This is a genomic window from Moheibacter stercoris, from assembly GCF_040545805.1.
In the GTDB taxonomy this organism is placed as follows: Bacteria; Bacteroidota; Bacteroidia; order Flavobacteriales; family Weeksellaceae; genus Moheibacter; species Moheibacter stercoris.
Genome location: NZ_JBEPMO010000003.1, coordinates 215,234 through 236,456, shown reverse-complemented (window position 1 = coordinate 236,456; position 21,223 = coordinate 215,234). Strand labels below are relative to the sequence as shown.

Here is a 21,223-nt window from a genome sequence, read left to right as displayed (position 1 = left end):
TTTCTTCGGTCCACTTTCTGATGAAATTTATGAATTTTTGCGTTCTCTGCGAAATTCTCTTAATTCTCTGCGGTTAGATTTATACCACAAAGTCACAAGGTTTTTCACAAGGTTCACAATGATTATTTTGGATGAATTAATTTGTTTGCCCCAATCCTAAAAGGAGCCAAATTAATTCTGCTTAAAGCTTTGCGAAATTTTGCTCTTTTGCGAAATATTTCTTCGGTCCACTTTCTGATGAAATTTATGAATTTTTGCGTTCTCTGCGAAATTCTCTTAATTCTCTGCGGTTAGATTTATACCACAAAGTCAAAAGGTTTTTCACAATGTTTACAATGATTATTTTGGATGAATTAATTTGCTTGCCCCAACCCTAAAGGGAGCCAAATTAATTCTGCTTAAAACTTTGCGAAACTTTGCTTTTTCGCGAAACTTTGCGGAATTATTAGATTTCACAGATATAATGATTTCATTTCTTATATTACGAATTCACCTAAAAGTACCGCGCTAAAAAATTTCCTATTTTAGCAAATAAATTTCCAATTTAAATGACGCAAACCGAAAATTTCGTTTTACTCAACAAAGAAATTCATCCAGGCGAAACCAAAACCGTTAACCTAAAAATCGCCCAATTGCATACAATGACCGAATTGAAAATTCCCATCATTGTATCGTATTCCACACGCAAAGGTCCAGTTGTTTTGCTAAGTGCAGGATTGCACGGTGATGAGTTAAACGGTATTGAAATCGTCCGTCAAATGATTGTGGAGAAAATAAACCGACCACAAATCGGGACGATCATTTGTATGCCGCTTATCAATATTTTCGGATTTGTAGGTCAAACACGCGAATTTCCCGATGGACGTGATTTGAATCGAGTTTTCCCTGGAAGTGCCAACGGTTCTTTGGCGAGTCAATTTGCGTACAATCTGATGGAACATATTGTACCTTTGGTGGATTATGTGATCGATTTTCACGCCGGCGGTCGAGCGCGTTTCAATGTGCCACACGTTCGAGTACAAGAAGGAAAACCCGAATTAAAAGAAATGGCCGATGCCTTTCAAGCGCCTTTTCTGATGTATTCCGACAATCTCGGCGGATCTTTTCGTGAGGCTTGTGACCTAGCGGGCGTGAAATATTTGCTTTTTGAGGGTGGAAAATCCTTGGATATCAATTCACACGTAGTGGAAGAAGCCATCGCAGGAACGAAACGTTTTTTGCATCATTTGGGAATGTTGAAAGAGAAATTTGAAGTTCCACAAGTAGTAAAACCAATGATTTGCATTGAAAGTTCGTATTGGATCAGAGCCGATTTGTCGGGCTTATTTCGAAGCATTGTTCCTTATGGAAAATATGTAGAAGAAGGTGAAACCATTGCTTGGATTACCGATCCCTATGGATTTGTGGAAACGCCAGTTTTAGCGCCCAATTCCGGATATATCATCAATGAAAACCAAGGTCCGATTGTGTATCAAGGCGATGCGATTTTCAATATTTCGACGAGATTGAAAGAATAAGTTTAATATCAGAATTACGAGGTACGATATACGAATTGCGAATTTCGAGTTTTGATTTTGCGTTATGTTAAAATTTAAATTTTAACAATCATTTGCTTCGTATAATTCTTTGTCCAATTGATCGACCAATTTTTCAATTTTTTGTGAATTAATTTGCACTTTGTTTAATTGCACAGGGAATTGTTTTTTGCCATCTGGAGAAATCCAGATTCCATTAAGTTGATCTCCTTTTTTTTGTAGTAATAGAACTCCTGTATTGAAAACTTCAACAAACGTATAAGTTCCTTTCTCGTAATTCATCACAGTATTTAACAACAACCAATTGTTGTCTTTGTTGTTTTCATACTTATACATTGCTTGCGCATAAATGTTGGGGCAACCATTTTCCTCAATTTGGAGATAGAATTCAATATTCAAATCTTTCCCAATTTTTCCTTTGAAAAGTTCCTGCGAAATAATTTCTTGAGAGAAAAGTGTGAAAGGAAGTATAAGAAGCGTAAGTAGAATAAATTTTTTCATTGTAAGTTTTTTGTTTACACGAAAATAAAAAATTTGAATTAAACACAAAACGCAGATAGATTTCTTACGTGTGAACTTTTATTAGACTTTTTAATCCTTGTGGTTCATAAATAATTTAAGGAAATATGTTTCATTAAATTAGAAGCAAGGTTTCTTTGATTTTTGACATTTTTCAATTTCGTTTCGAAATTTTCTGTCCGAATTTTTTTGGTCTTTTAAACTATACCATAAATTAAATCGGAATATAAATTCTCTAGGTTTTATTCTAATAGAATTTATATAAAACTCAATTAAATTAGGATTGTTTTCACAAAAACTCAACGTGCAATTTTGTATTCCTGTTAGTAGAAAATAAGGTAAAGGAATTAAATGATCTGTTATAATTAAGGCAATTTCACCCTTATTTAATTTCGAATTTAGGCAATCTGAATAAACATTGGCTGTAGTAGTATCATTGTAGAATTCTATTAGAAGAGGAATAGAACCTTCGCCAAAATTTATTAGTTGCATTGTTTCTTCAAGATTAATCAGATCTTTAGAATTGTTTGAATTTGAAATTTTAGTCAACAAAGAATCAATTTCGCCCTTTGTTTGTCCATTAACAATGATGGTAAAGAAAAGAAGTGGAAATATTAACTTGGCTTTCATAGAATTAAAGATAAAAAAATCCGCATCAAATTTCTTCAATGCGGATTGTATTTGGTCGAATTTTAATTCTTTTACAATGGAATATTTCCGTGTTTGCGTTTTGGAGTATCCACCACTTTGTTTTCCAACATCGCAAAAGCTTTGATCAACTTTCTTCTAGTGTTATGAGGAAGAATTACTTCGTCGATGAATCCGCGTTTTGCAGCTTCATATGGCGTTGCAAATAATTCCGCATATTCTTTTTCTTTCTCTGCTAATTTCGCTTCCTGGTCGTTGGCTTCTGCAATTTCCTTTTTGAAAATAATTTCGGAAGCTCCTTTTGCACCCATTACCGCAATTTCGGCCGTTGGCCAAGCAAAATTCATATCGGCTCCGATGTGCTTCGAATTCATTACATCATAAGCTCCACCGTAAGCTTTACGGGTAATCACTGTTACTTTTGGAACCGTTGCTTCACTCAACGCATACAATAATTTAGCTCCGTGAACGATGATTCCATTCCATTCTTGATCGGTTCCTGGTAAGAATCCTGGAACGTCTTCCAATACCAATAACGGAATGTTGAAGGCATCACAAAAACGTGTGAAACGCGCTGCTTTGGTCGAACTATTTACATCCAAACATCCGGCTAAGAACATTGGGTTGTTGGCTACGATTCCGATGCTTCTTCCGCCCAAACGCGCAAATCCAACTACGATATTTTCTGCGAAATCTTTGTGAATTTCAAAGAATGAATCCTCGTCAATGATTTCATTGATCACGTCTTTCATATCGTAAGGTTTGGTCGAAGTTTCTGGAACAATTGTATCCAAATTTGGACGCAATTCTTCACCCAATTCGTACGGATAAAGCGCTGGCAATTCCATATTGTTTTGAGGCAAATAGCTCAATAATTTTTTCACATCTTCCAAACATTCTACATCGTTGGCAGAAGTCGTATGTGCAACCCCCGATTTGGTCGAATGTGTAGATGCTCCACCCAATTCCTCTGCAGTAACAGTTTCGTTGGTCACCGTTTTTACAACGTTTGGACCTGTTACAAACATATAGGACGTATTTTCTACCATCATCGTGAAATCGGTCATCGCTGGCGAATAAACCGCTCCACCGGCACAAGGGCCCATAATGGCTGAAATCTGCGGAATCACTCCCGAAGATTGAACGTTTTTGTAGAAAATATCAGCATAACCGCCCAACGAGCGAACGCCTTCCTGAATTCTCGCTCCACCTGAATCGTTCAATCCGATCATTGGTGCACCGACTTTCAAGGCCATATCCATCACTTTGCAGATTTTCTCAGCGTGCGTTTCAGATAAAGATCCACCAAATACGGTGAAATCTTGTGCAAACACATAGACCAAACGTCCGTTGATGGTTCCGTATCCGGTTACCACGCCGTCTCCTGGATATTTTTCTTTGTCCATTCCGAAATCGGTTGTGCGGTGTTCTACCAACATTCCGATTTCTTCAAAAGAACCTTCGTCCAATAAAAAGTCGATGCGTTCTCTTGCGGTTAATTTCTTTTTCGCGTGTTGCGCCGCAATTCTCTTTTCGCCTCCTCCTAAAAGTGCTTGCGCTTTTTTATCGATTAAAGATTGTATTTTATCGTTCATTTTTAAATTATTCTAAACTATTAAAAACTTATGAATTAAGTTGTTTCATTGATTATTGATTCTAATTCTTCTTTACTTGGAAGAACGGTTTTGTATCTACTTGCAAAAATTTGCTCATTATTCTCAGGAAGAGTGTATCGAACTACTGCTTCACTTTTATTCTGACAAAGGATGATTCCAATGGTTTGGTTTTCATCTTCCAATCGCATTTCTCGGTCATAATAATTGACATACATCTGCATTTGTCCGATGTCTTGGTGTTTTAATTCACCAATTTTCAAATCAATTAGGACGAATGATTTTAAAATTCGATTGTAAAAAACTAAATCTATCCAAAAATGTTTATCCTCAAAAGAAATTCGTTTTTGTCTTGCGACGAATGTGAAACCATTTCCCAATTCCAGAAGAAATTCTTCTAATTTATCGATGATTTCATTTTCTAAATCATTTTCTGAATAACTTGATTTCTCAGGCAATCCAATGAATTCTAAAATATATGGATCTTTTATGGAATCTTTTGGTTTTTCGATGATCAATCCTTTTTCTGAAAGTTCTTTGACTTTGTCCTTATCTCTACTTAAAGTTAATCTCGTATATAATGCAGAATTGTATTGACGTTCCAATTCGCGTACACTCCAATTGTTTTTAGCGGATTCGATTTCGTAGAACTTTCGCTCCTCTTCATTTTCAATCCGCATTAACTTAATATAATGAGACCAACTTAAATTGAATTTAGGGCTCTGGAGCTGCTGCTTTTCATTTTCAGAAATCCTCGACAGTGTTGAGGAGTTTTTGCTTTTAGATTTAACAGACAGTGTCTGTTGTTTTTGATAGGAAAGATAAAAACTCCTCATTTGCTGGATATTGGTAATCGAAAAACCTTTCCCAAATTCTTTTGTTAATACTTTTGAAAGCTCTCGTAAAATGCTTTTCCCATATTTGGCTCTGTCCTTTCCATTTTGTTCTTCTTCGACAATAATTCTCCCAATTTCAAAATACGTAGCAACCATCGTATGATTGATGGTTTGCACGACATTTCTTCTTGCAGATTCTAATAATTCTACAATTTGCGAAATGTATTTTGTATTGGAAAGATTGTTTGCCATTGAAAGAATCTACGAATTAGGTAACCTAACGATTTTTTTATCTTCCAAATATTGTTTCAATGCGACCATTGCGGCGATTTCTGCTTCTTTCGCAGATTGTTCTTTGATCACTTCCGGATTGTAATATTTCTTCACAAAATTGGTGTCGAAATTTCCAGTTAAGAACGCTTCGTGTTCAAATACGAATTTCCCAAAAGGCAAAGTCGTTTTAATTCCTTTGATTTTATAGTCTGCGATTGCCTTCAACATAAGATGAATCGCTTCTTCGCGTGTTTTTCCGTAGGTAATCAATTTCGCTAACATCGGATCGTAATAAATCGGAACATCCATTCCTTCATCGATTCCATTGTCAACACGAATTCCTTCTCCTTCTGGTAATTGATAAACCTCCAAATTTCCGACACTTGGCATAAAATTATCCAATGGGTCTTCCGCATAGACACGTAATTCCATTGCGTGACCTTGAATTTTCAAATCTTCTTGTTTGATCGGAAGAACTTCGCCTCTTGCCACACGAATTTGCAATTCCACCAAATCCATTCCTGTAATCATTTCCGTCACCGGATGTTCCACTTGCAAACGCGTATTCATTTCCAAGAAGTAGAAATTTTTGTTTTCGTCCAATAAGAATTCAACCGTTCCAGCTCCGACATAGTCACAAGATTCCGCCACTTTCACAGCTGCTTCACCCATTGCTTGACGAATTTCTGGCGTCAAAACAGCAGAAGGAGCTTCTTCGATTACTTTTTGGTGACGACGTTGAATGGAACATTCGCGCTCAAACAAATGAACAATGTTTCCGTGTGTGTCAGCCATTACTTGGATTTCAATATGACGAGGTGATCCTACGTATTTTTCAATAAAAACCGAACCGTCTCCAAAAGCTGATTGCGCTTCGGAAATCGCACGTTCCATTTGAGATTCGAATTCGGCTTCGTTTTCTACAACACGCATTCCTTTTCCTCCACCACCAGCAGAAGCTTTGATTAAAATCGGAAAACCAATTTCTTTGGCGACTTCTTTGGCTTTTTGAACATCGGTAATGGCTTCATCCAATCCGGGAACCATTGGAATGTTATAAGCTTTGACCGCTTCTTTGGCAGCTAACTTACTTCCCATAATGTGAATGGCTTTGGAACGAGGTCCGATGAATGCGATGCCATTTTTTTCTGCCTTCTCTGCGAATTCTGCATTTTCAGAGAGGAAACCGTAACCTGGGTGAATTCCATCAACGCCCAATTTTTTGGCAACTTCAATGATTTTGTCTCCCAACAAATAAGATTGGTTGGATGGCGCTTCACCAATTAAAACGGCTTCGTCCGCAAATTTAACGTGAGGTGCTTCGCGGTCTGCAGTCGAATAAACCGCAACGGTTTTGATGCCCATTTTCTTGGCTGTTTTCATCACACGAAGTGCGATTTCTCCACGATTGGCAACTAATATTTTTTTCATTGTATTCTAACTATAAAGATTGAATTATTTCTGTTCCGTCAGATTGAGCGGAGTCGAAATCTTATTCAAATTCGATTAATAATTGTCCTTTGTCAACGGCTTGACCTTTTTCCACTAAAATGGATTTGATTTTTCCGGCTCTTGGCGAATTGAAATTGTTTTCCATTTTCATTGCTTCCAAAATCAAAAGGCTATCGTTTTCTTGCACTTCTTGTCCTACTTCTACGTGAATGCTCAAAATCAATCCTGGCATTGGCGCTTTGATGGCGTTGACTTGTTTGGAAGCTCCGACTTCAAATCCTAATTCTTTGATCAAACCGTCTAATTCGGTCGCAATTTCCACTTCGTATTCGGAATTGTTGACTTTTACCGTATAGGATTTATTCAAAAAATTATTTTCGAGAATTTCGGTTGTGTACGCTTGGGAATCTTGTAAAATATGGGCTTGATTCTCTTGAAGTTGGATGCTATCCATTGCCGCAATTTGCTCTTCGGTAAGGTCGAAAGTACTTTGTCCTTTCACTGTAACCTTATAATTCTTCATACTTCTAAATTTGTGCGATATAAAGCGCTAAAAGTACGTATTTCAATAGTTTTTAACAAAGGAATTCTGAGGAGATTTGTCAAAAGTTTTGAGTTATGCGTTTAAGGTTTGAAGTTTCATGTTTAATTCTAAGTTCCGTAGGAACGAAATGTTTGTAGCAATTGAATTGGACGAAATCCTCCGTGCCGTAGGTACGCAACTTGATTTTAAACATTAAGTATGATTTTTTTGATTAAGAAGAATTAAGAATCCTTCGGATTTAAGATAGTATGTTATAATAAAATTTAATCGTTGTCCTGAAGGGACAATTCGTGGGTAGATTTCTAGGTTTGAGGTTTTCTGCGTGCCGTAGGTACGCTTCGTGATTAAAATTTTCTAACCTTGTCAAGGTCTTTGTTGAATGAATAGATCCTTGACAAGGTTTTCTGAAACAATTTTTGTATTTAATTTCCTGATTTGAAATTTTGAACTTTGTCAAAGTATAATGAGTTTGAAAAGAACTTTGACAAAGTTTTTGCAATGCCCAAAGCGATATTCAAACTTCGAAATTCGCCTAGCGGATATAAATTTTGTAATTTTGGAAACGAATTTTTAGCCCGGATGGCAGCGGATATCCTTTTCTGGGAGGCGCGATTTTTTGTCGGACCAAAAGAGTGGTTTTAACTCCTTTTTGTACGGTACAAAAAACAAGAAAACCAGAAAAGATAGGAGCGTACAGCCGGAATAGCTTCTGAAAAATAAAACCTTAGAATGAATCAATCCAAAGCTCTTGCCATCTTAAAATCGGGTCGAAATGTGTTTTTGACTGGATCTGCGGGTGCGGGGAAAACTTATGTGCTCAATCAATACATACAATACCTGAAAGAACATCGAGTTGCGGTTGCAGTAACGGCTTCGACGGGAATTGCAGCGACGCATATGAACGGACAAACGATTCATTCTTGGTCGGGAATTGGGATCAAAGATGAGGTGACGCTGCGCCAATTGTCCAATATGAAGGAGAAGAAATATTTCCGTGATAAAATGGATGCCGTGAAGGTTTTGGTGATTGATGAGATCTCGATGTTGCACCGAAATCAGCTTGATTTGGTGAATCGTGTGTTGAAATTTTTCAAAGGAAATGAGTTGGCGTTTGGGGGAATTCAAGTAGTTTTTTCGGGTGATTTTTTCCAGTTGCCACCGATTGGAAATGAGGAAGAAACTTCTCGTCAAAAATTTGCTTTTATGTCGGATGCTTGGCTGGAAGCGGAACCTGCGATTTGTTATTTGACCGAACAACACCGTCAGTCGGAGAATGATTTGAACGATATTTTGAATGAAATCCGAAATGGAGAAGTGAGTCAACGTTCGATTGATTTGTTGGAATCTCGGATTGAATTTCATCCGGATGAAGGCGAAACGGAAACGAAATTGTTTACCCACAATGCTGATGTGGACCGAATTAATCAGATGTATTTGGAGCAAATCGGGAGCGCGACCAAAGTTTTTCCGGCCGTTGTGAAAGGAAATGAGATTTTGATTGAAATGCTTTCGCGTTCGGTTTTAGCATTGGAGAAATTGGAATTGAAAACGGGCGCTCAAGTGATGTTTGTGAAAAATAACTACGAAATGGGTTATGTGAACGGAACAATGGGGCGAGTTTCGGGATTTAATGATAAGGGAAATCCGTTCGTGAAGACGTTTGACAATGAATTGATTGAAGCAAAACCAGAAACTTGGGCGATTGAAGATGAAACAGGAAAAGCCTTGGCTTCCTTTGTGCAAGTTCCCTTGCGACTGGCTTGGGCGATTACAGTGCATAAAAGTCAAGGTATGACTTTGGATAAAGCGATGATTGATCTAGGGCGTGCGTTTGAAAAGGGGCAAGGCTATGTGGCTTTGTCGCGATTGCGTGATTTGCAAGGTTTGAAATTGCGTGGATTGAATCAAACGGCTTTGGAAGTCGATGAATTGGCAATGAAAGCCGACAAACGATTCCGTGAACTTTCGGACGAATGGGACAAAGCCTATTCGGAAAAGAGTTTGGAGCAGGAATTTGCGGGATTTATCAAATATTCGGGTGGAACGATGGACAAACGCGAAATTGCGAAAACCAAAGAAAAATTGGCCCAAAAAGGAAAAGCCGAAAAGGAATCAACCTATCAGACCACGAAAAAGTTAGTCGAAATCAAAATGAGTTTGGACGATATTGTGGAAAAACGTGGGTTGGGTAAAGGTACGATTTTAAGTCATTTGATTCGGATTGCGGAAACCGATTTGGAAATCGATTTGGAGATGTACAAACCCAAAGACGAGATTTTCAAATTGATCAAAAAGGAATTGAAAAAGAATCCGCAAATTGGTTTGTCGCAATTGTTCAATGCTTTGGACAAAAAAGTCAGTTACGACGATATCAAACAAGGTTTGATTTTTAGAAATCGAATTTAAATTTCTAAAAAAATATGTTAGATAAATTTCGGTGAGTTTCCATTTCTCAGGGAATTCCTCGAAATTTCTATTTCTATGAATCGACTGATTCACAGCTTGTTGTTTCCCTATAATTTTGTTGGGTAATGAAGTAGTTCTGATTGAATTCTTCATCGGATAAGTATTTAAACCGAAATCCAACTAAAATTATAATTATGAAAACAAGATTACTTTTAATTGCCTTAGGTCTACTGATGAGCACAAACTTTTTGAACGCTCAATCGATCTCTTCTTTTTATCCGACTTCTGGAACCATCGGGACTTCTGTTACCGTTTTAGGAGAAGGTTTTCAGTGAAATTTCCAATCAAAATTCAGTTACCATCAATGGAATGATCCATTTCAATCAGCAAATTCAACAAGTAAACGTTTTCAATTTAGCAGGACAAATGGTTACTTCAAAAGTTGGAATGCTTCAAAAAATAGATATTTCCAACCAACCCAACGGAACCTATGTTCTTCAAATTTTGGACGAAAAAGGAAATCAAAAATCCATCAAGATTGTAAAGAAATAAAAACCTGAGTTTAATTTTAAATCTAATTCAAAGAAGGAGTCAATTTTGGCTTCTTTTTTTTGGTAAATGAATGAAATCCGTTTAGTCTTGATAGGTTTCGGTCATCTCTTTCAATTCATCTTTTAAACTATAAGATTTCGAACAAATCTGTAAATGACAATATTAACTGTCTGTATTGATTTTCTCTTGGAATTCATCACTTAAAATTCGTTTCCATTCTGGATTCTTTTTAATATAAGTGAAAACATACGGACAAAGCGGCTCCAAAACATAATTGTTTTCTTCTAGGTATCTCAAGGTTTTTTCTACCAATACTTTTGCCACGCCTCGACCTTCCAATTCAAGCGGACTTTCTGTATGCGTGAGAAGAATAACTCCTGGATTTTCTTTATAATCTATGAAAGCCAAATGTCCATCTACTTTCATTTCAAAACGGCTTTCTTTTTCATTTTTAATTACTTCTAAATATTCAAATTCTGGTTTCATATTATAGTTTTTTCAATTTATATCGAAAAAATTACGGCTAAAACTTTGCCAAAATCTGATTTTGAATAATAAAAATCGAATGGAAAACAACTTATTGAATGTAAATCGCTGACATCCGTTTTAATTTATCTTTTAAATTATTGACCAAAGATTGCGGTTCGATGACTTTTACATATTCGCCGTGAAATAAAATTTCCATCAGAAAATCATAGGTGGGAATCAGTTTCAATTCCACGTGCATTTCTCCGTTTTGATCGTAGGTGATGATTTGAGATTTGTGCAAAGGCATCGTGCGCACATAATTTCCTTGGTTATTGGTGAACACCAATTTGATGTTTTCAACCTTTTTATCTCCTGGTCCGATGATTCCAAAACTATTTCCAAAATAATCATTCGGATCGATTTTTTGCGGTTGTTGAAATTTCGTTTGGGTAATGTTCAGTGCATACAATCGATCTAAACCAAAGGTTCGAAATTCTTTTTTGTCCAAATCATAAGCAAAAACATACCATCTTTTGCGGTATTCTTTTAATAAGTAAGGCTCGACGGTACGAATCTCTGCTTCCTTTTCGTAAAATTTTTGGTAACGAAATTGAACTTGAAAACGATTTTGAATCGCATAGACAAATCCGCTCAAATGTTCCGTTCCCATCGGTTTTCGCGTGTCGAATTGAATGTATTGCGCCAAAGATTGATTCAAATTCAGGACCTGAAAAATGTCCAAAGCTTCAAACATACGTTCACTATAATCATCTTGATGATCTTCTGAAATGTAGTAAGCTTTTTGTCCGCGATTGTACTTGATGTAAATCTTATACAAGGTTTCGATTTCCTTTACATCACGCTGGAAAGTTCGCTTCGAAATCTCAAAATTCATATCGTGCAATTCCGATTCTTCTTCTAACTTTTCGAGAATTTCCTCAAAACTATGCGGTCGTTTGCGTAAGGTTTTGATGATGATGCTATGACGAGCGAGTGATTCTTGTTTGGACATAGTGGAATTTTTCTCGAATGTAAAACAAAAAAGCGACAATTTGTGTCGCAATAAATTCTTTATAAAAAATTTAGGAGTTTTTTGGGAAGACTTCTGCTTTAATCGTCTTACATTGAATACATTATTAAACATCTAACAACTTAGATTATGAGTACAGAAAATTTAATGGGCCAAGAGGCTGTAGAAAAATTAAAAGATATGGTCGATAAAATCGATATGGGAATGATGGGCACTTACCAAGAAGGAAGTGAATTCATTTATGCCGTTCCGATGAGTCGACAAGAAGTAGATGAACAAGGAAATATATGGTATTTGTTGTCGTCTGAAAGTGAAACCTACCAAAATTTGGAGAAAAATAAGAACGTAAGTATTCTGTTTTCCGATACCTCGAATTTCAATTTTTTGAGTCTAAATGGCCAAGCAGAAATTTCACAAGATCAAGCTCGAATTGAGAAATATTGGAACAAAATGATTGAAGTTTGGTTTGAGAAAGGAAAGGAAGATCCGCGCATTCGCGTGCTGAAAGTCGTTCCATCTGAAGCGCATTATTGGGACAATAAAACCAATAAATTGGTTACCATGTTTAAAGTTTTATCGTCAGCCGTAACGGGGCAAAAGCTTGACATTGGTCGCGAAGGCGAATTGAATGTTTAACTGAATTGATAGTGAAATGAATCATTTATAGCTGTGGAATTTCGTATTTTGCAGCTTTAATTTTGGAGTTATATGGACGCAGAAGTGATTGAGTATTTAAAGGATTTGGGAAACAACAACAATCGACCTTGGTTCCAAGAAAACAAAGACCGATTTGAAGCTGCGAAAGCAGAAGCGCATTCGTTGTTCCGAGAAATTGAATTGGGTTTGAAAGAATTGGATGAATTTCACGATCCGAAATTCTATCGCATCTATCGCGACGTTCGTTTTTCCAAAGACAAAACGCCTTATTCAGGTCATTTCAGTGTATTGTTTAAACGGAAACAACCCGAAAATCGTGGAAGTTTTTATGTCCAAATTAAACCTGGACAAAGTATGGTCGGCGGTGGTTTTTGGGGACCCGATAAAGAAGATTTACTTCGAATCAGAAAAGCAATTGATATGGAAGATGATTTGGAGGAAATTCTAGCTGATCCCGCTTTGAAAAAGTCCTTTCGAAAATTAAAAGGTGATAAACTCAAACGTGTTCCAAAAGATTTCGATAAGGAACATCCGCGTGGAAATTTGTTGAAGTACAAACAATTTTTGCTGACCAAACGCTATTCGGACAAAGATGTTGTACGAAAAGGTTTCGTGCAAAAAGTCCTGCAAGATTATCAAACTTTACAGCCTTTTTTTAACTATATGACCGAGGTTTTGACAACTGATGAAAATGGAGTGAGTTTGTATTAATATAAGTTTATCTTACTTCAAAGTTAATCACCACTTCTTGTCCGCGTTCTTCTTCCCAATCGCGATTTTTTAAGAAAACAACGGTACATTTACCTGGACTTTTCCCTTGGATTTCGTAGGTTTTGGTGGAACCCGCACCCACTAAATTTTCAATATTTTCTTGTGGTAGATAACTTTCTTTTACAATTTCGATCGCACAAGAATCGGATAGTTCTGTTTTCCAAGTATATCCTGTGGAGGCATTTTCATCTACGTGGAAACCAATTTTTTCACCTACAAAAAGTTTGATTGTGGTGGAATCTGCCTTGTATAAATCCACATAATTTTCAATAGAAGCTAATTCATGTTTGTCTTCGCTTTGAACTTCTTCTGATTTCGTTTGACAATTCCAAATAAATAGGCTTACCAAAAAAATCCATCCCGTTGTTTTCATTGAACTAAATTTTAGGTAATATCGGAAAAATAAATGTTAATCAATGATTTTACTTTTGGTTTTTGATATGTTCAAGCGAATTATTTCCTGAAAATTTAAAAAATAATCCAAAATGTCTGAAATAAATTTTTAGACGTTTAAATTGAATATTTAATTTTTAACTAAGTAGATATTTGATTCATTTTTCTCATCGTTTATTGTATCTATTAAATTAGGCGTGAAAGAAGCTGTGATTTTAACAAAAAATGAAGGAAAGCTTATTAAATTCGGCCAAAATTGTATGTATATGAAAATGATTTTATTTCCTCTAATTTTAAGTTTTACCTTCTTTCTAGGCAATGCACAAGAAACTGTAAAAATATCATTTGAATCCTCAGAAGGGTATACCATTGGTTCATTAAATAATCAAAATGAATGGGTAGTTTATGGCCCTTCAACCGATCATACGGAAGTGGTTGATGAATTGGCTTCAGATGGTGAACAACTAGCTTTATTAATAGGAAATGAAGACGTTGAATTCAAAGGATTTTCCAAAGAAATTGCGCCGCTACAAAATGGAAGTGTCAAAATGAATGTACGAATTTATGAAGAACTAGGTTCGGAAATTTTGTTTGATTTGTTAGATGTTGAACTTGATACGAATTTGTCCATCAATTTTGGTATGGATGGAACCATTTGGACAGGAATGGGCGGAATGTTGACCCAAATTGAAGATTTGACTTATGAAGCTAATCAATGGTATTCAATTGAGTTTAAAATTGACGCGGAAGCTGGGAAAATTCAATTGTATTTGGAAGACGAAATGCTGGACGAATTTGATGCACCAGAAAATTTTGAGATCAATCAATTGGATAATTATATGTTGGATTTAGGTTTTGGATTTTATGTGGACAACATCGAAATAACCTATTTACCTATTCTTAATACACAGGAATTGGACAAAGTAGATGTTCAAGTTTTCCCTAATCCTGCTACTGATTTCATCACCATTCAATCAATTCAAAAGATAGAAAATATTCAAATTTTAGATTTGAATGGACGTTTGTTAGCCAAATCGTATTCGTCTAAAATAGATGTCAGATCACTTGCAAAAGGTACTTATTTGCTTTGGTACGAACTCAACGGCAAAAAGGTTTCGACTAAGTTCTTAAAGAAATAATCAAAAAAAATCTCGAATTTATTTCGAGATTTTTTTTTGCACAAATCGCATTAAAACCCAATTTTCTGCAATTCTTTGTTTTTGTCCCAATGTTCCGATTCGCAATAACTCCAAATCTTGGTAAATTCAGGTTTTTGCGCAAAAAGCAATTCGTCCATTAAAATTTTGCGGGCAATATTGTCCATTTCTCCACCCGAAAAGCGGAAAACCTCGGCGAGTTTTTGGGCTTCCTTTTCCGATAAACTTGGAATTTTACTTTGCCAAATGAGCGAAGCAGCCAAGGATTCGGGTTTTTTGAGTTGGATTTTAAAAAGAAAACGCCTTTCAAATGCCGCATCTAAATTTTCTTGAAGATTGGTGGTAGCAAAGAGGATCCCGTGGAAATTTTCCAGTTCTTCTAACAAGATATTTTGAATGGCGTTTTCCGTTTCTGAGAGGCTAGAACTGCCTGCTTCCCGACGTTTTCCTATGATGGCATCGGCTTCATTGAACAACAAAATCGGACATTTCTTTTCTTCTTTTCGTATAGCTTCATAATCGGTGAAAATCTTTTTCATCAACTTCTGACTTTCTCCGTACCACATAGAACGCGTAGAGGAAATATCTACTTTCATAATATTTCGTCCGGTAGCTTTGGCAATCTGATAGGCTGTTTCGGTTTTTCCTGTGCCCGGATCACCATAAAACAAAACAGATACTGCGGGTTTTAAACCTTTTTTCTCAAAGTTTTTTTGCAATTTTTGAAAGGATTTCTCCATTACAATTTCTTGTAATTTGAATACTTCGACGGCTTCTTCTGGATTGTAAAAAAGTTCTTTTTGGGCTAATTTTTTGTGTTGAATTAATTCCTCGTTCGGGTCTTCCATTTTTCCCAATTGAACTCCTTCGTATTTATGAACCAATTTTTCAACTGCATCACTCAAACCTGCATACACAATATTGCGAAAATTGTGTTTGGATAGCGCTACATAATTATAAGCAATCAATTTGCTATTTCCATTCAGAATGAATCGAATGTTTCGGTATTGATCGTTGGTCGATTTATAAAAGGTTTTGGTGGTTTCGTGCACATTGGTGTTGTAATCATTATCACCCGCTTCAATCGCATCCCACAAGGTTTTTAGAAAGAAAAACAAATCAAAATTGCTGAATTTGGAAATGTTGATTTCCTGAAAAATGGAAACGTTATTGAATTCGCTTCTCAATAAATCGATTTTGTCCAATAACAATTCGAGCGGAAGCGAATCATTGGAAACTTCTTCAATTACCTCATTGAATTCCTTTAATTTGTCAAAAAATCCCATTTCTTCTTTTTCTTTGATTTCAAATGGCTGGTTATTGGAAATTTTTTGAATGACATATTCCGATACTTTGTAATGATTGGGATTGATTTCTCCGCGGCTTCTTTCACCTCGTAGAAATTCTCGTTCAAACAAAACTTTGAATTCATCCTTATAGGAAAGTATTTTGTAGGATTCAAAACCCAAATGGGTAATGATGGATTGGATTTTAGATGAGTCGTAACCCAGAATGATTGCATTGGCAAATAAAACAGTTTGTAAAGGCGTCAATTGGCAAAGCGTTGACAAATGCTTAACTTCGTTTTCAACGACTTCAAAAAAGGGTTCGCGAAGCAAAGAATCTTTCGAATGTTTGTAGATCGTTTCAATGATTTCGATGTTGTTGGGAGTGGTAAGTTTATTCATAGTGAGGATTTTGTGCAAAGTTTGAAATTTATAACGACAAGATGTGACGTTTTGAAAAATAGATTGGAATTAATTATCAACGACATATTTTGTCGGTTTGGAATGTACCTTTGTATAAGAATTCTTAGTTGAATGAATACTAAGGATTTCAATACTTCTCGAATATTAATTTAAATACTTACTATGAAACAAAAGAAAATTATCTACATCGATTTAGACGGTGTGATTGTGGATTTGATTGGTGAATTGTACCAGGAATTGCCTCAAGTTAGCTTGGAGTTAAAGGAGCCGACGGATTGGATTGACCATTCAGAAACCATCTTCCTCAATGCGAAACCCGTTGCTCATTCATTAGAGGCAGTGGCAGAATTGGAAAAGCATTATGACGTCTATATTTTATCGACTGCGCCTTGGGCGAACATTCATTCTTGGTCCCAGAAGCGAATTTGGGTAGAAAAGCATTTGCCGACTATGTTCAAAAAGCTCATTTTGACTCATCACAAACATCTGCTGAAAGGCGATTATTTGATTGACGATCGTACCAAAAATGGAGCTTCGGAATTCACCGGAAAGCATATTCACATCTTTTCAGAAGCTTATCCGTCTTGGGAATCTGTGTTAGAGGAATTGATTCCTCGTTAATTTAATTTACAACCAAAATCAATTTATGATGATCAATTATTCAGGAAGCATCGCGGTGGACTTTTCGCGTTTGAAAGGCATTCGCAAAGAATATTTACCCAAAGGAGGAAACCTTGTTTTCGAAATGGACGATCTCTGTCAATGGATTGAAAATCCGTTTACTGAAGAAAAGGAATTGCAATCTTTTCCCAATTCGCCCATCAAATTTTATTTTGAACTCACCGATCATCTCGATGGCTGTTTTGACGAATAGGTCGAAATCTGGGCGGAGTGGAGGGAGGAAAAAAACTTGTAATTTTCTGTATAATGTACTAGGTTTAGAAAATTTATAATTTTTTAACTAATCAAAGATTTCAATACATTCTAAATTTAAAATGGCCATCAAAAAATCCGAATTATATAGCTCATTGTGGGCATCTTGTGACGAATTACGTGGAGGCATGGATGCCTCACAATACAAAGATTATGTACTAACGATGTTGTTCGTAAAGTACATTTCCGACAAATACAAAGACGATCCCTTTGGGGCGATTACAGTTCCTGAAGGGGCGACCTTTGACGATATGGTGGCTTTGATTGGAAATCCAGAAATTGGCGACAAAATCAATAAGCAAATCTTAAACCCGATTAAGGAAGCCAATAAGCTAACCGATTTCCCTGATTTTAACGACGAAAACAAATTAGGAAAAGGAAAGGATTTGGTGGATACGGTCTCGAACTTGGTACGCATTTTCAACGATCCGAGTTTGGATTTTGCCAAAAACTCTGCCGAAGGCGATGATATCTTGGGCGATGCCTACGAATTCTTAATGCGTCACTTTGCGACAGAATCGGGTAAATCGAAAGGTCAGTTCTACACACCTGCCGAGGTTTCCCGTGTATTGGCTAAGGTAATTGGTATTTCTCCAGCGAATTCGTCGAATCAAACCACGGCTTATGACCCGACCTGTGGTTCCGGTTCTTTGCTACTGAAAGTAGCCAACGAATCGGGGAAAAACATTACCCTTTACGGACAAGAAAAAGAAACGACAACCGCCAACTTGGCGAAAATGAACATGATTCTGCACAATAGCCCAACAGCCGAAATTGTGCCAGACAATACTTTAACGCGTCCGGCTTACAAGGAAGCTGACGGTAGCTTAAAGCGTTTTGATTACGTGGTAGCCAATCCGCCCTTTTCGTTAAAAAACTGGAGCAATGGGGTGAATGTAGATAGCGATGAATTTGGGCGTTTTGAACTAGGTGTTCCGCCAGAGAAAAATGGGGATTATGCCTTTTTGTTGCACATCCTCAAATCGATGAAATCTACGGGTAAAGCCGCAGTGGTATTGCCACATGGGGTGTTGTTCCGTGGAAATGCCGAGGGCGAAATCCGTAAAAACATCTTGAAAAAAGGCTACATCAAAGGGATTATTGGTTTGCCTGCCAACTTGTTTTACGGTACGGGTATTCCGGCTTGTATTATTGTGTTGGACAAGGAACATGCCGCCCACCGCAAAGGGATTTTTATGATCGATGCGAGCAAAGGCTTTGTGAAAGATGGCAACAAGAACCGTTTGCGTGAGCAGGATATTCGTAAAATAACGGATGTGTTTGCTGCGCAATTGGAAGTGCCGAAATACAGTCGTATGGTGTCGATGACGGAAATTGCCGATGCCAAGAACGATTACAACTTAAACATTCCGCGTTATATCGATACGCAGGAAGCCGAAGATATACAAAACATAGAAGCCCACTTGTTGGGTGGTATTCCCGAAGCCGATATAAATGTTTTAGACGCCTATTGGCAAGTGTTTCCAGGTTTGAAAAACGATTTGTTTGCACCTTTACGTCCGGGATTTGTGGAACTAAAAGTGCAACCAAACGAATTGAAACAAACCATTTTTACGCATCCCGAATTTGTGGCGTACAACCAAACCGTACAAACAGCTTACGAACAATGGTTGAACCAGCAAAAAGCACAATGGGAAAACCTAAGTGAAGGTGCGCATCCGAAGGAAGTGATTGCCGAAAGTACCGCCGCTTTGTTTGCGACCATGACCGATACCCGTTTGATTGATACCTACGATTTGTACCAACATTTGATGCAGTATTGGAACGAAACGATGCAAGACGATGTGTACACCGTAGCGATGGACGGATGGAAAGCCGGTGCCGAATACGAGCGTTTGGTGATTAAAGGCAAGACCGATAAAAACGGGAAAACCAAAGCCGACAAAGAAATTGCAGGTCTGGCAGGTATTGCAGGACGTATGATCTCACCTGATTTGTTGATTGCAACCTATTTTGAAGCGGAACAACAAGCGATTGCCGAACAAGAAAATGTGGTAGAAACGGCACAAGCACGTTTAACCGAAATGGAAGAAGAACAAAGCAGCGAAGAAGGTTTATTTGCCGATTTGGAAAAAGTAAATGCAACTGAAGTAGGTAAGCTAATAAAAGATAAAACACGTACTTGGAGCGGAGCTGAAATGAGCATTTTAAAAGAATACATTGCTCAGGCGGATGCCATTAAAAAAGCCAATGCCGAGATTAAAAAGCTGAATACAGAGCTAGAAGCAAAAGTATTAGCCAAATACCCAACGCTTAGCGAAGCTGATGTTAAACAATTGGTAATTCACCGCAAATGGCAAGGCGCGTTGGCACAAGCTTTAACACAAGAGCAAGAAAAAATCAGCCAAAACCTAACGGGCCGCATCAAAGCCTTAGCAGAACGCTACGACGTAACCTTATCAGAAATCCAACGCTCCCTGAGCGAAGTCGAAGGGAAAGTATTGTCTCACCTGAAACAAATGGGCTTATCATGGTAATGAAACAAACAGAAATTGGTTTAATCCCTGAGGATTGGGAGGTGAAGGAATTGGGGGAATTAGGAGAGGTTAAAATGTGTAAACGAGTATTTCAGAACCAAACATCTGAAATTGGAGAAATTCCGTTTTATAAAATTGGAACATTTGGAAAAGAACCTGATGCATATATATCAAGAATTCATTTTGAAGATTTTAAAAATAGATTTTCTTATCCAAAAGTTGGTGAAATTTTAATTTCAGCCGCAGGTACTATTGGAAGAACCGTTGTATACAATGGCGAAGAAAGTTATTTTCAAGATTCTAATATAGTTTGGATTGCAAATAAGGAGGAAATAGTTTCTAATGCCTTACTTAAATATATTTTAGAAGAAATTAAATATAATACAGAAGGTGGTACAATCCAGAGATTATATAATAATATTTTAAAAAGTACCAAGTTTATTTGTCCACCCTTAGCCGAGCAAGAAGCCATTGCGAATGCTTTGAGTGATGCCGACGCGTGGATCGAAAAATTAGAGCAACTCATCGCCAAAAAACGCCTTATCAAACAAGGCGCCATGCAAACTTTGCTGACTCCGAAAGATGGGTGGGAAGAAGTTGATTTTAATAAGGTTGTATGGTTTCAGGAAGGGCCAGGTCTAAGAAATTGGCAATTTACGAAATCTGGTATTAAAGTTATTAATGTAACTAATTTAGAGAATGGTTATCTAAATTTATCAAAGACTTCTCGTCATATTTCTATTGAAGAATATGAAAGAATGTACAAACATTTTCTTATCGATGAGGGAGATGTTGTTGTTGCAAGTTCTGGGAATAGTTATGGTAAAGTAGCAATTGTAAGAAGTCAAGATTTACCATTATTGATGAATACAAGTGTAATCAGATTTAAACCCTTAAACGGAATTACATATTTGTATATGTTAGTTTTTCTTAAATCTAATTTATTTAAAGATCAGATAGATTTATTAATTACAGGTGGAGCTCAACCTAATTTTGGACCAGCACATCTTAATAAATTAAAAATAGCTATGCCTAAATCCCTTTCCGAGCAGGAGCGTATTGCTACGATTTTATCGGATATGGATACCGAGATCGAGGGCTTGGAGCAGCAGTTGGGCAAAGCCCGCCACATCAAACAAGGCATGATGCAGGAGTTGCTGACGGGTAGAATTCGTTTAGTTTAACCAAATAAAAATATTAGCCTCACGGTGTTACCGGCCGTAAGAAAT

21 protein-coding genes are annotated in these 21,223 nt (G+C 36.9%); 11 read left to right on the top strand and 10 right to left on the bottom strand.

Going from position 1 to position 21,223, the window contains the following annotated elements; genetic code table 11:
- Positions 1-548: 548 nt before the first annotated feature.
- Positions 549-1,517 carry a succinylglutamate desuccinylase/aspartoacylase family protein gene (locus ABID46_RS04445; protein ID WP_354507474.1) on the top strand — a complete coding sequence of 323 codons (969 nt, stop codon included), beginning with the start codon at positions 549-551 and terminating at the stop codon, positions 1,515-1,517.
- Between the two features lie 81 nt (positions 1,518-1,598).
- Here the strand turns inward: ABID46_RS04445 and ABID46_RS04440 are convergent, their stop codons facing one another.
- The 6 genes from ABID46_RS04440 to ABID46_RS04415 all read right to left on the bottom strand — a co-directional run bounded on the left by ABID46_RS04440 (position 1,599) and on the right by ABID46_RS04415 (position 7,399).
- Complete coding sequence (locus tag ABID46_RS04440; protein WP_354507472.1) at positions 1,599-2,036, bottom strand: hypothetical protein; 438 nt, start codon at positions 2,034-2,036, stop codon at positions 1,599-1,601.
- A 138-nt stretch (positions 2,037-2,174) separates the two neighbouring features.
- On the bottom strand, positions 2,175-2,723 hold the full coding sequence (locus tag ABID46_RS04435) for a hypothetical protein (protein WP_354507470.1): 549 nt from the start codon (positions 2,721-2,723) through the stop codon (positions 2,175-2,177).
- A gap of 32 nt (positions 2,724-2,755) precedes the next feature.
- A complete protein-coding gene (locus tag ABID46_RS04430; RefSeq protein WP_354507468.1) occupies positions 2,756-4,297 on the bottom strand; it encodes an acyl-CoA carboxylase subunit beta in 1,542 nt (513 codons plus the stop codon).
- A gap of 35 nt (positions 4,298-4,332) precedes the next feature.
- Positions 4,333-5,403 carry a PDDEXK nuclease domain-containing protein gene (locus ABID46_RS04425; RefSeq protein WP_354507466.1) on the bottom strand — a complete coding sequence of 357 codons (1,071 nt, stop codon included), beginning with the start codon at positions 5,401-5,403 and terminating at the stop codon, positions 4,333-4,335.
- A gap of 9 nt (positions 5,404-5,412) precedes the next feature.
- Complete coding sequence (gene accC / locus ABID46_RS04420) at positions 5,413-6,855, bottom strand: acetyl-CoA carboxylase biotin carboxylase subunit (RefSeq protein ID WP_354507463.1); 1,443 nt, start codon at positions 6,853-6,855, stop codon at positions 5,413-5,415.
- A 61-nt stretch (positions 6,856-6,916) separates the two neighbouring features.
- Complete coding sequence (locus tag ABID46_RS04415; protein WP_354507461.1) at positions 6,917-7,399, bottom strand: acyl-CoA carboxylase biotin carboxyl carrier protein subunit; 483 nt, start codon at positions 7,397-7,399, stop codon at positions 6,917-6,919.
- 750 nt (positions 7,400-8,149) lie between these two features.
- Between ABID46_RS04415 and ABID46_RS04410 the strand changes: the two genes are divergently transcribed.
- From ABID46_RS04410 to ABID46_RS04400, 3 genes are all read left to right on the top strand, one after another.
- Entirely contained in the window at positions 8,150-9,826 is a 1,677-nt protein-coding gene (locus ABID46_RS04410) for an AAA family ATPase (RefSeq protein ID WP_354507459.1), read from the top strand.
- A gap of 194 nt (positions 9,827-10,020) precedes the next feature.
- Positions 10,021-10,161 carry a hypothetical protein gene (locus ABID46_RS04405; RefSeq protein WP_354507457.1) on the top strand — a complete coding sequence of 47 codons (141 nt, stop codon included), beginning with the start codon at positions 10,021-10,023 and terminating at the stop codon, positions 10,159-10,161.
- A gap of 34 nt (positions 10,162-10,195) precedes the next feature.
- Positions 10,196-10,378 carry a T9SS type A sorting domain-containing protein gene (locus ABID46_RS04400; protein WP_494337846.1) on the top strand — a complete coding sequence of 61 codons (183 nt, stop codon included), beginning with the start codon at positions 10,196-10,198 and terminating at the stop codon, positions 10,376-10,378.
- A gap of 162 nt (positions 10,379-10,540) precedes the next feature.
- Here ABID46_RS04400 and ABID46_RS04395 read toward each other — a convergent pair whose 3' ends face one another.
- A complete protein-coding gene (locus tag ABID46_RS04395) occupies positions 10,541-10,864 on the bottom strand; it encodes a GNAT family N-acetyltransferase (protein ID WP_354507455.1) in 324 nt (107 codons plus the stop codon).
- 91 nt (positions 10,865-10,955) lie between these two features.
- A complete protein-coding gene (locus ABID46_RS04390; RefSeq protein ID WP_354507453.1) occupies positions 10,956-11,858 on the bottom strand; it encodes a helix-turn-helix transcriptional regulator in 903 nt (300 codons plus the stop codon).
- 147 nt (positions 11,859-12,005) lie between these two features.
- Between ABID46_RS04390 and ABID46_RS04385 the strand changes: the two genes are divergently transcribed.
- Positions 12,006-12,512 (top strand): pyridoxamine 5'-phosphate oxidase family protein, encoded by a 507-nt coding sequence (locus tag ABID46_RS04385; protein ID WP_354507451.1) that lies wholly within the window; start codon positions 12,006-12,008, stop codon positions 12,510-12,512.
- 72 nt (positions 12,513-12,584) lie between these two features.
- The gene (locus ABID46_RS04380; RefSeq protein WP_354507449.1) at positions 12,585-13,244 is read left to right on the top strand and encodes a DUF2461 domain-containing protein; all 660 of its coding nucleotides are present in this window, start codon (positions 12,585-12,587) and stop codon (positions 13,242-13,244) included.
- A gap of 7 nt (positions 13,245-13,251) precedes the next feature.
- On the opposite strand, the gene ABID46_RS04375 is transcribed toward ABID46_RS04380, so the two are convergent.
- Positions 13,252-13,677: a protease inhibitor I42 family protein gene (locus ABID46_RS04375; protein WP_354507448.1), complete on the bottom strand. Its 426-nt coding sequence runs from the start codon at positions 13,675-13,677 to the stop codon at positions 13,252-13,254.
- A gap of 286 nt (positions 13,678-13,963) precedes the next feature.
- Here ABID46_RS04375 and ABID46_RS04370 point away from each other — a divergent pair, with 286 nt between their 5' ends.
- Positions 13,964-14,836, top strand: a complete 873-nt coding sequence (locus ABID46_RS04370) for a T9SS type A sorting domain-containing protein (RefSeq protein WP_354507446.1) — start codon at positions 13,964-13,966, stop codon at positions 14,834-14,836.
- 50 nt (positions 14,837-14,886) lie between these two features.
- Here ABID46_RS04370 and ABID46_RS04365 read toward each other — a convergent pair whose 3' ends face one another.
- Positions 14,887-16,542: an ATP-binding protein gene (locus ABID46_RS04365; protein ID WP_354507444.1), complete on the bottom strand. Its 1,656-nt coding sequence runs from the start codon at positions 16,540-16,542 to the stop codon at positions 14,887-14,889.
- A gap of 183 nt (positions 16,543-16,725) precedes the next feature.
- Between ABID46_RS04365 and ABID46_RS04360 the strand changes: the two genes are divergently transcribed.
- The 4 genes from ABID46_RS04360 (at position 16,726) to ABID46_RS04345 (ending at position 21,178) form a co-directional block, all read left to right on the top strand.
- The gene (locus ABID46_RS04360; RefSeq protein WP_354507442.1) at positions 16,726-17,184 is read left to right on the top strand and encodes a 5' nucleotidase, NT5C type; all 459 of its coding nucleotides are present in this window, start codon (positions 16,726-16,728) and stop codon (positions 17,182-17,184) included.
- 25 nt (positions 17,185-17,209) lie between these two features.
- Positions 17,210-17,437 (top strand): hypothetical protein, encoded by a 228-nt coding sequence (locus ABID46_RS04355; protein WP_354507440.1) that lies wholly within the window; start codon positions 17,210-17,212, stop codon positions 17,435-17,437.
- Between the two features lie 121 nt (positions 17,438-17,558).
- Entirely contained in the window at positions 17,559-19,994 is a 2,436-nt protein-coding gene (locus ABID46_RS04350) for a type I restriction-modification system subunit M (RefSeq protein ID WP_354507438.1), read from the top strand.
- A complete protein-coding gene (locus ABID46_RS04345) occupies positions 19,988-21,178 on the top strand; it encodes a restriction endonuclease subunit S (protein WP_354507437.1) in 1,191 nt (396 codons plus the stop codon). Before ABID46_RS04350 ends, ABID46_RS04345 begins: the two co-directional genes overlap by 7 nt.
- The last annotated feature ends 45 nt before the right edge of the window (positions 21,179-21,223 follow it).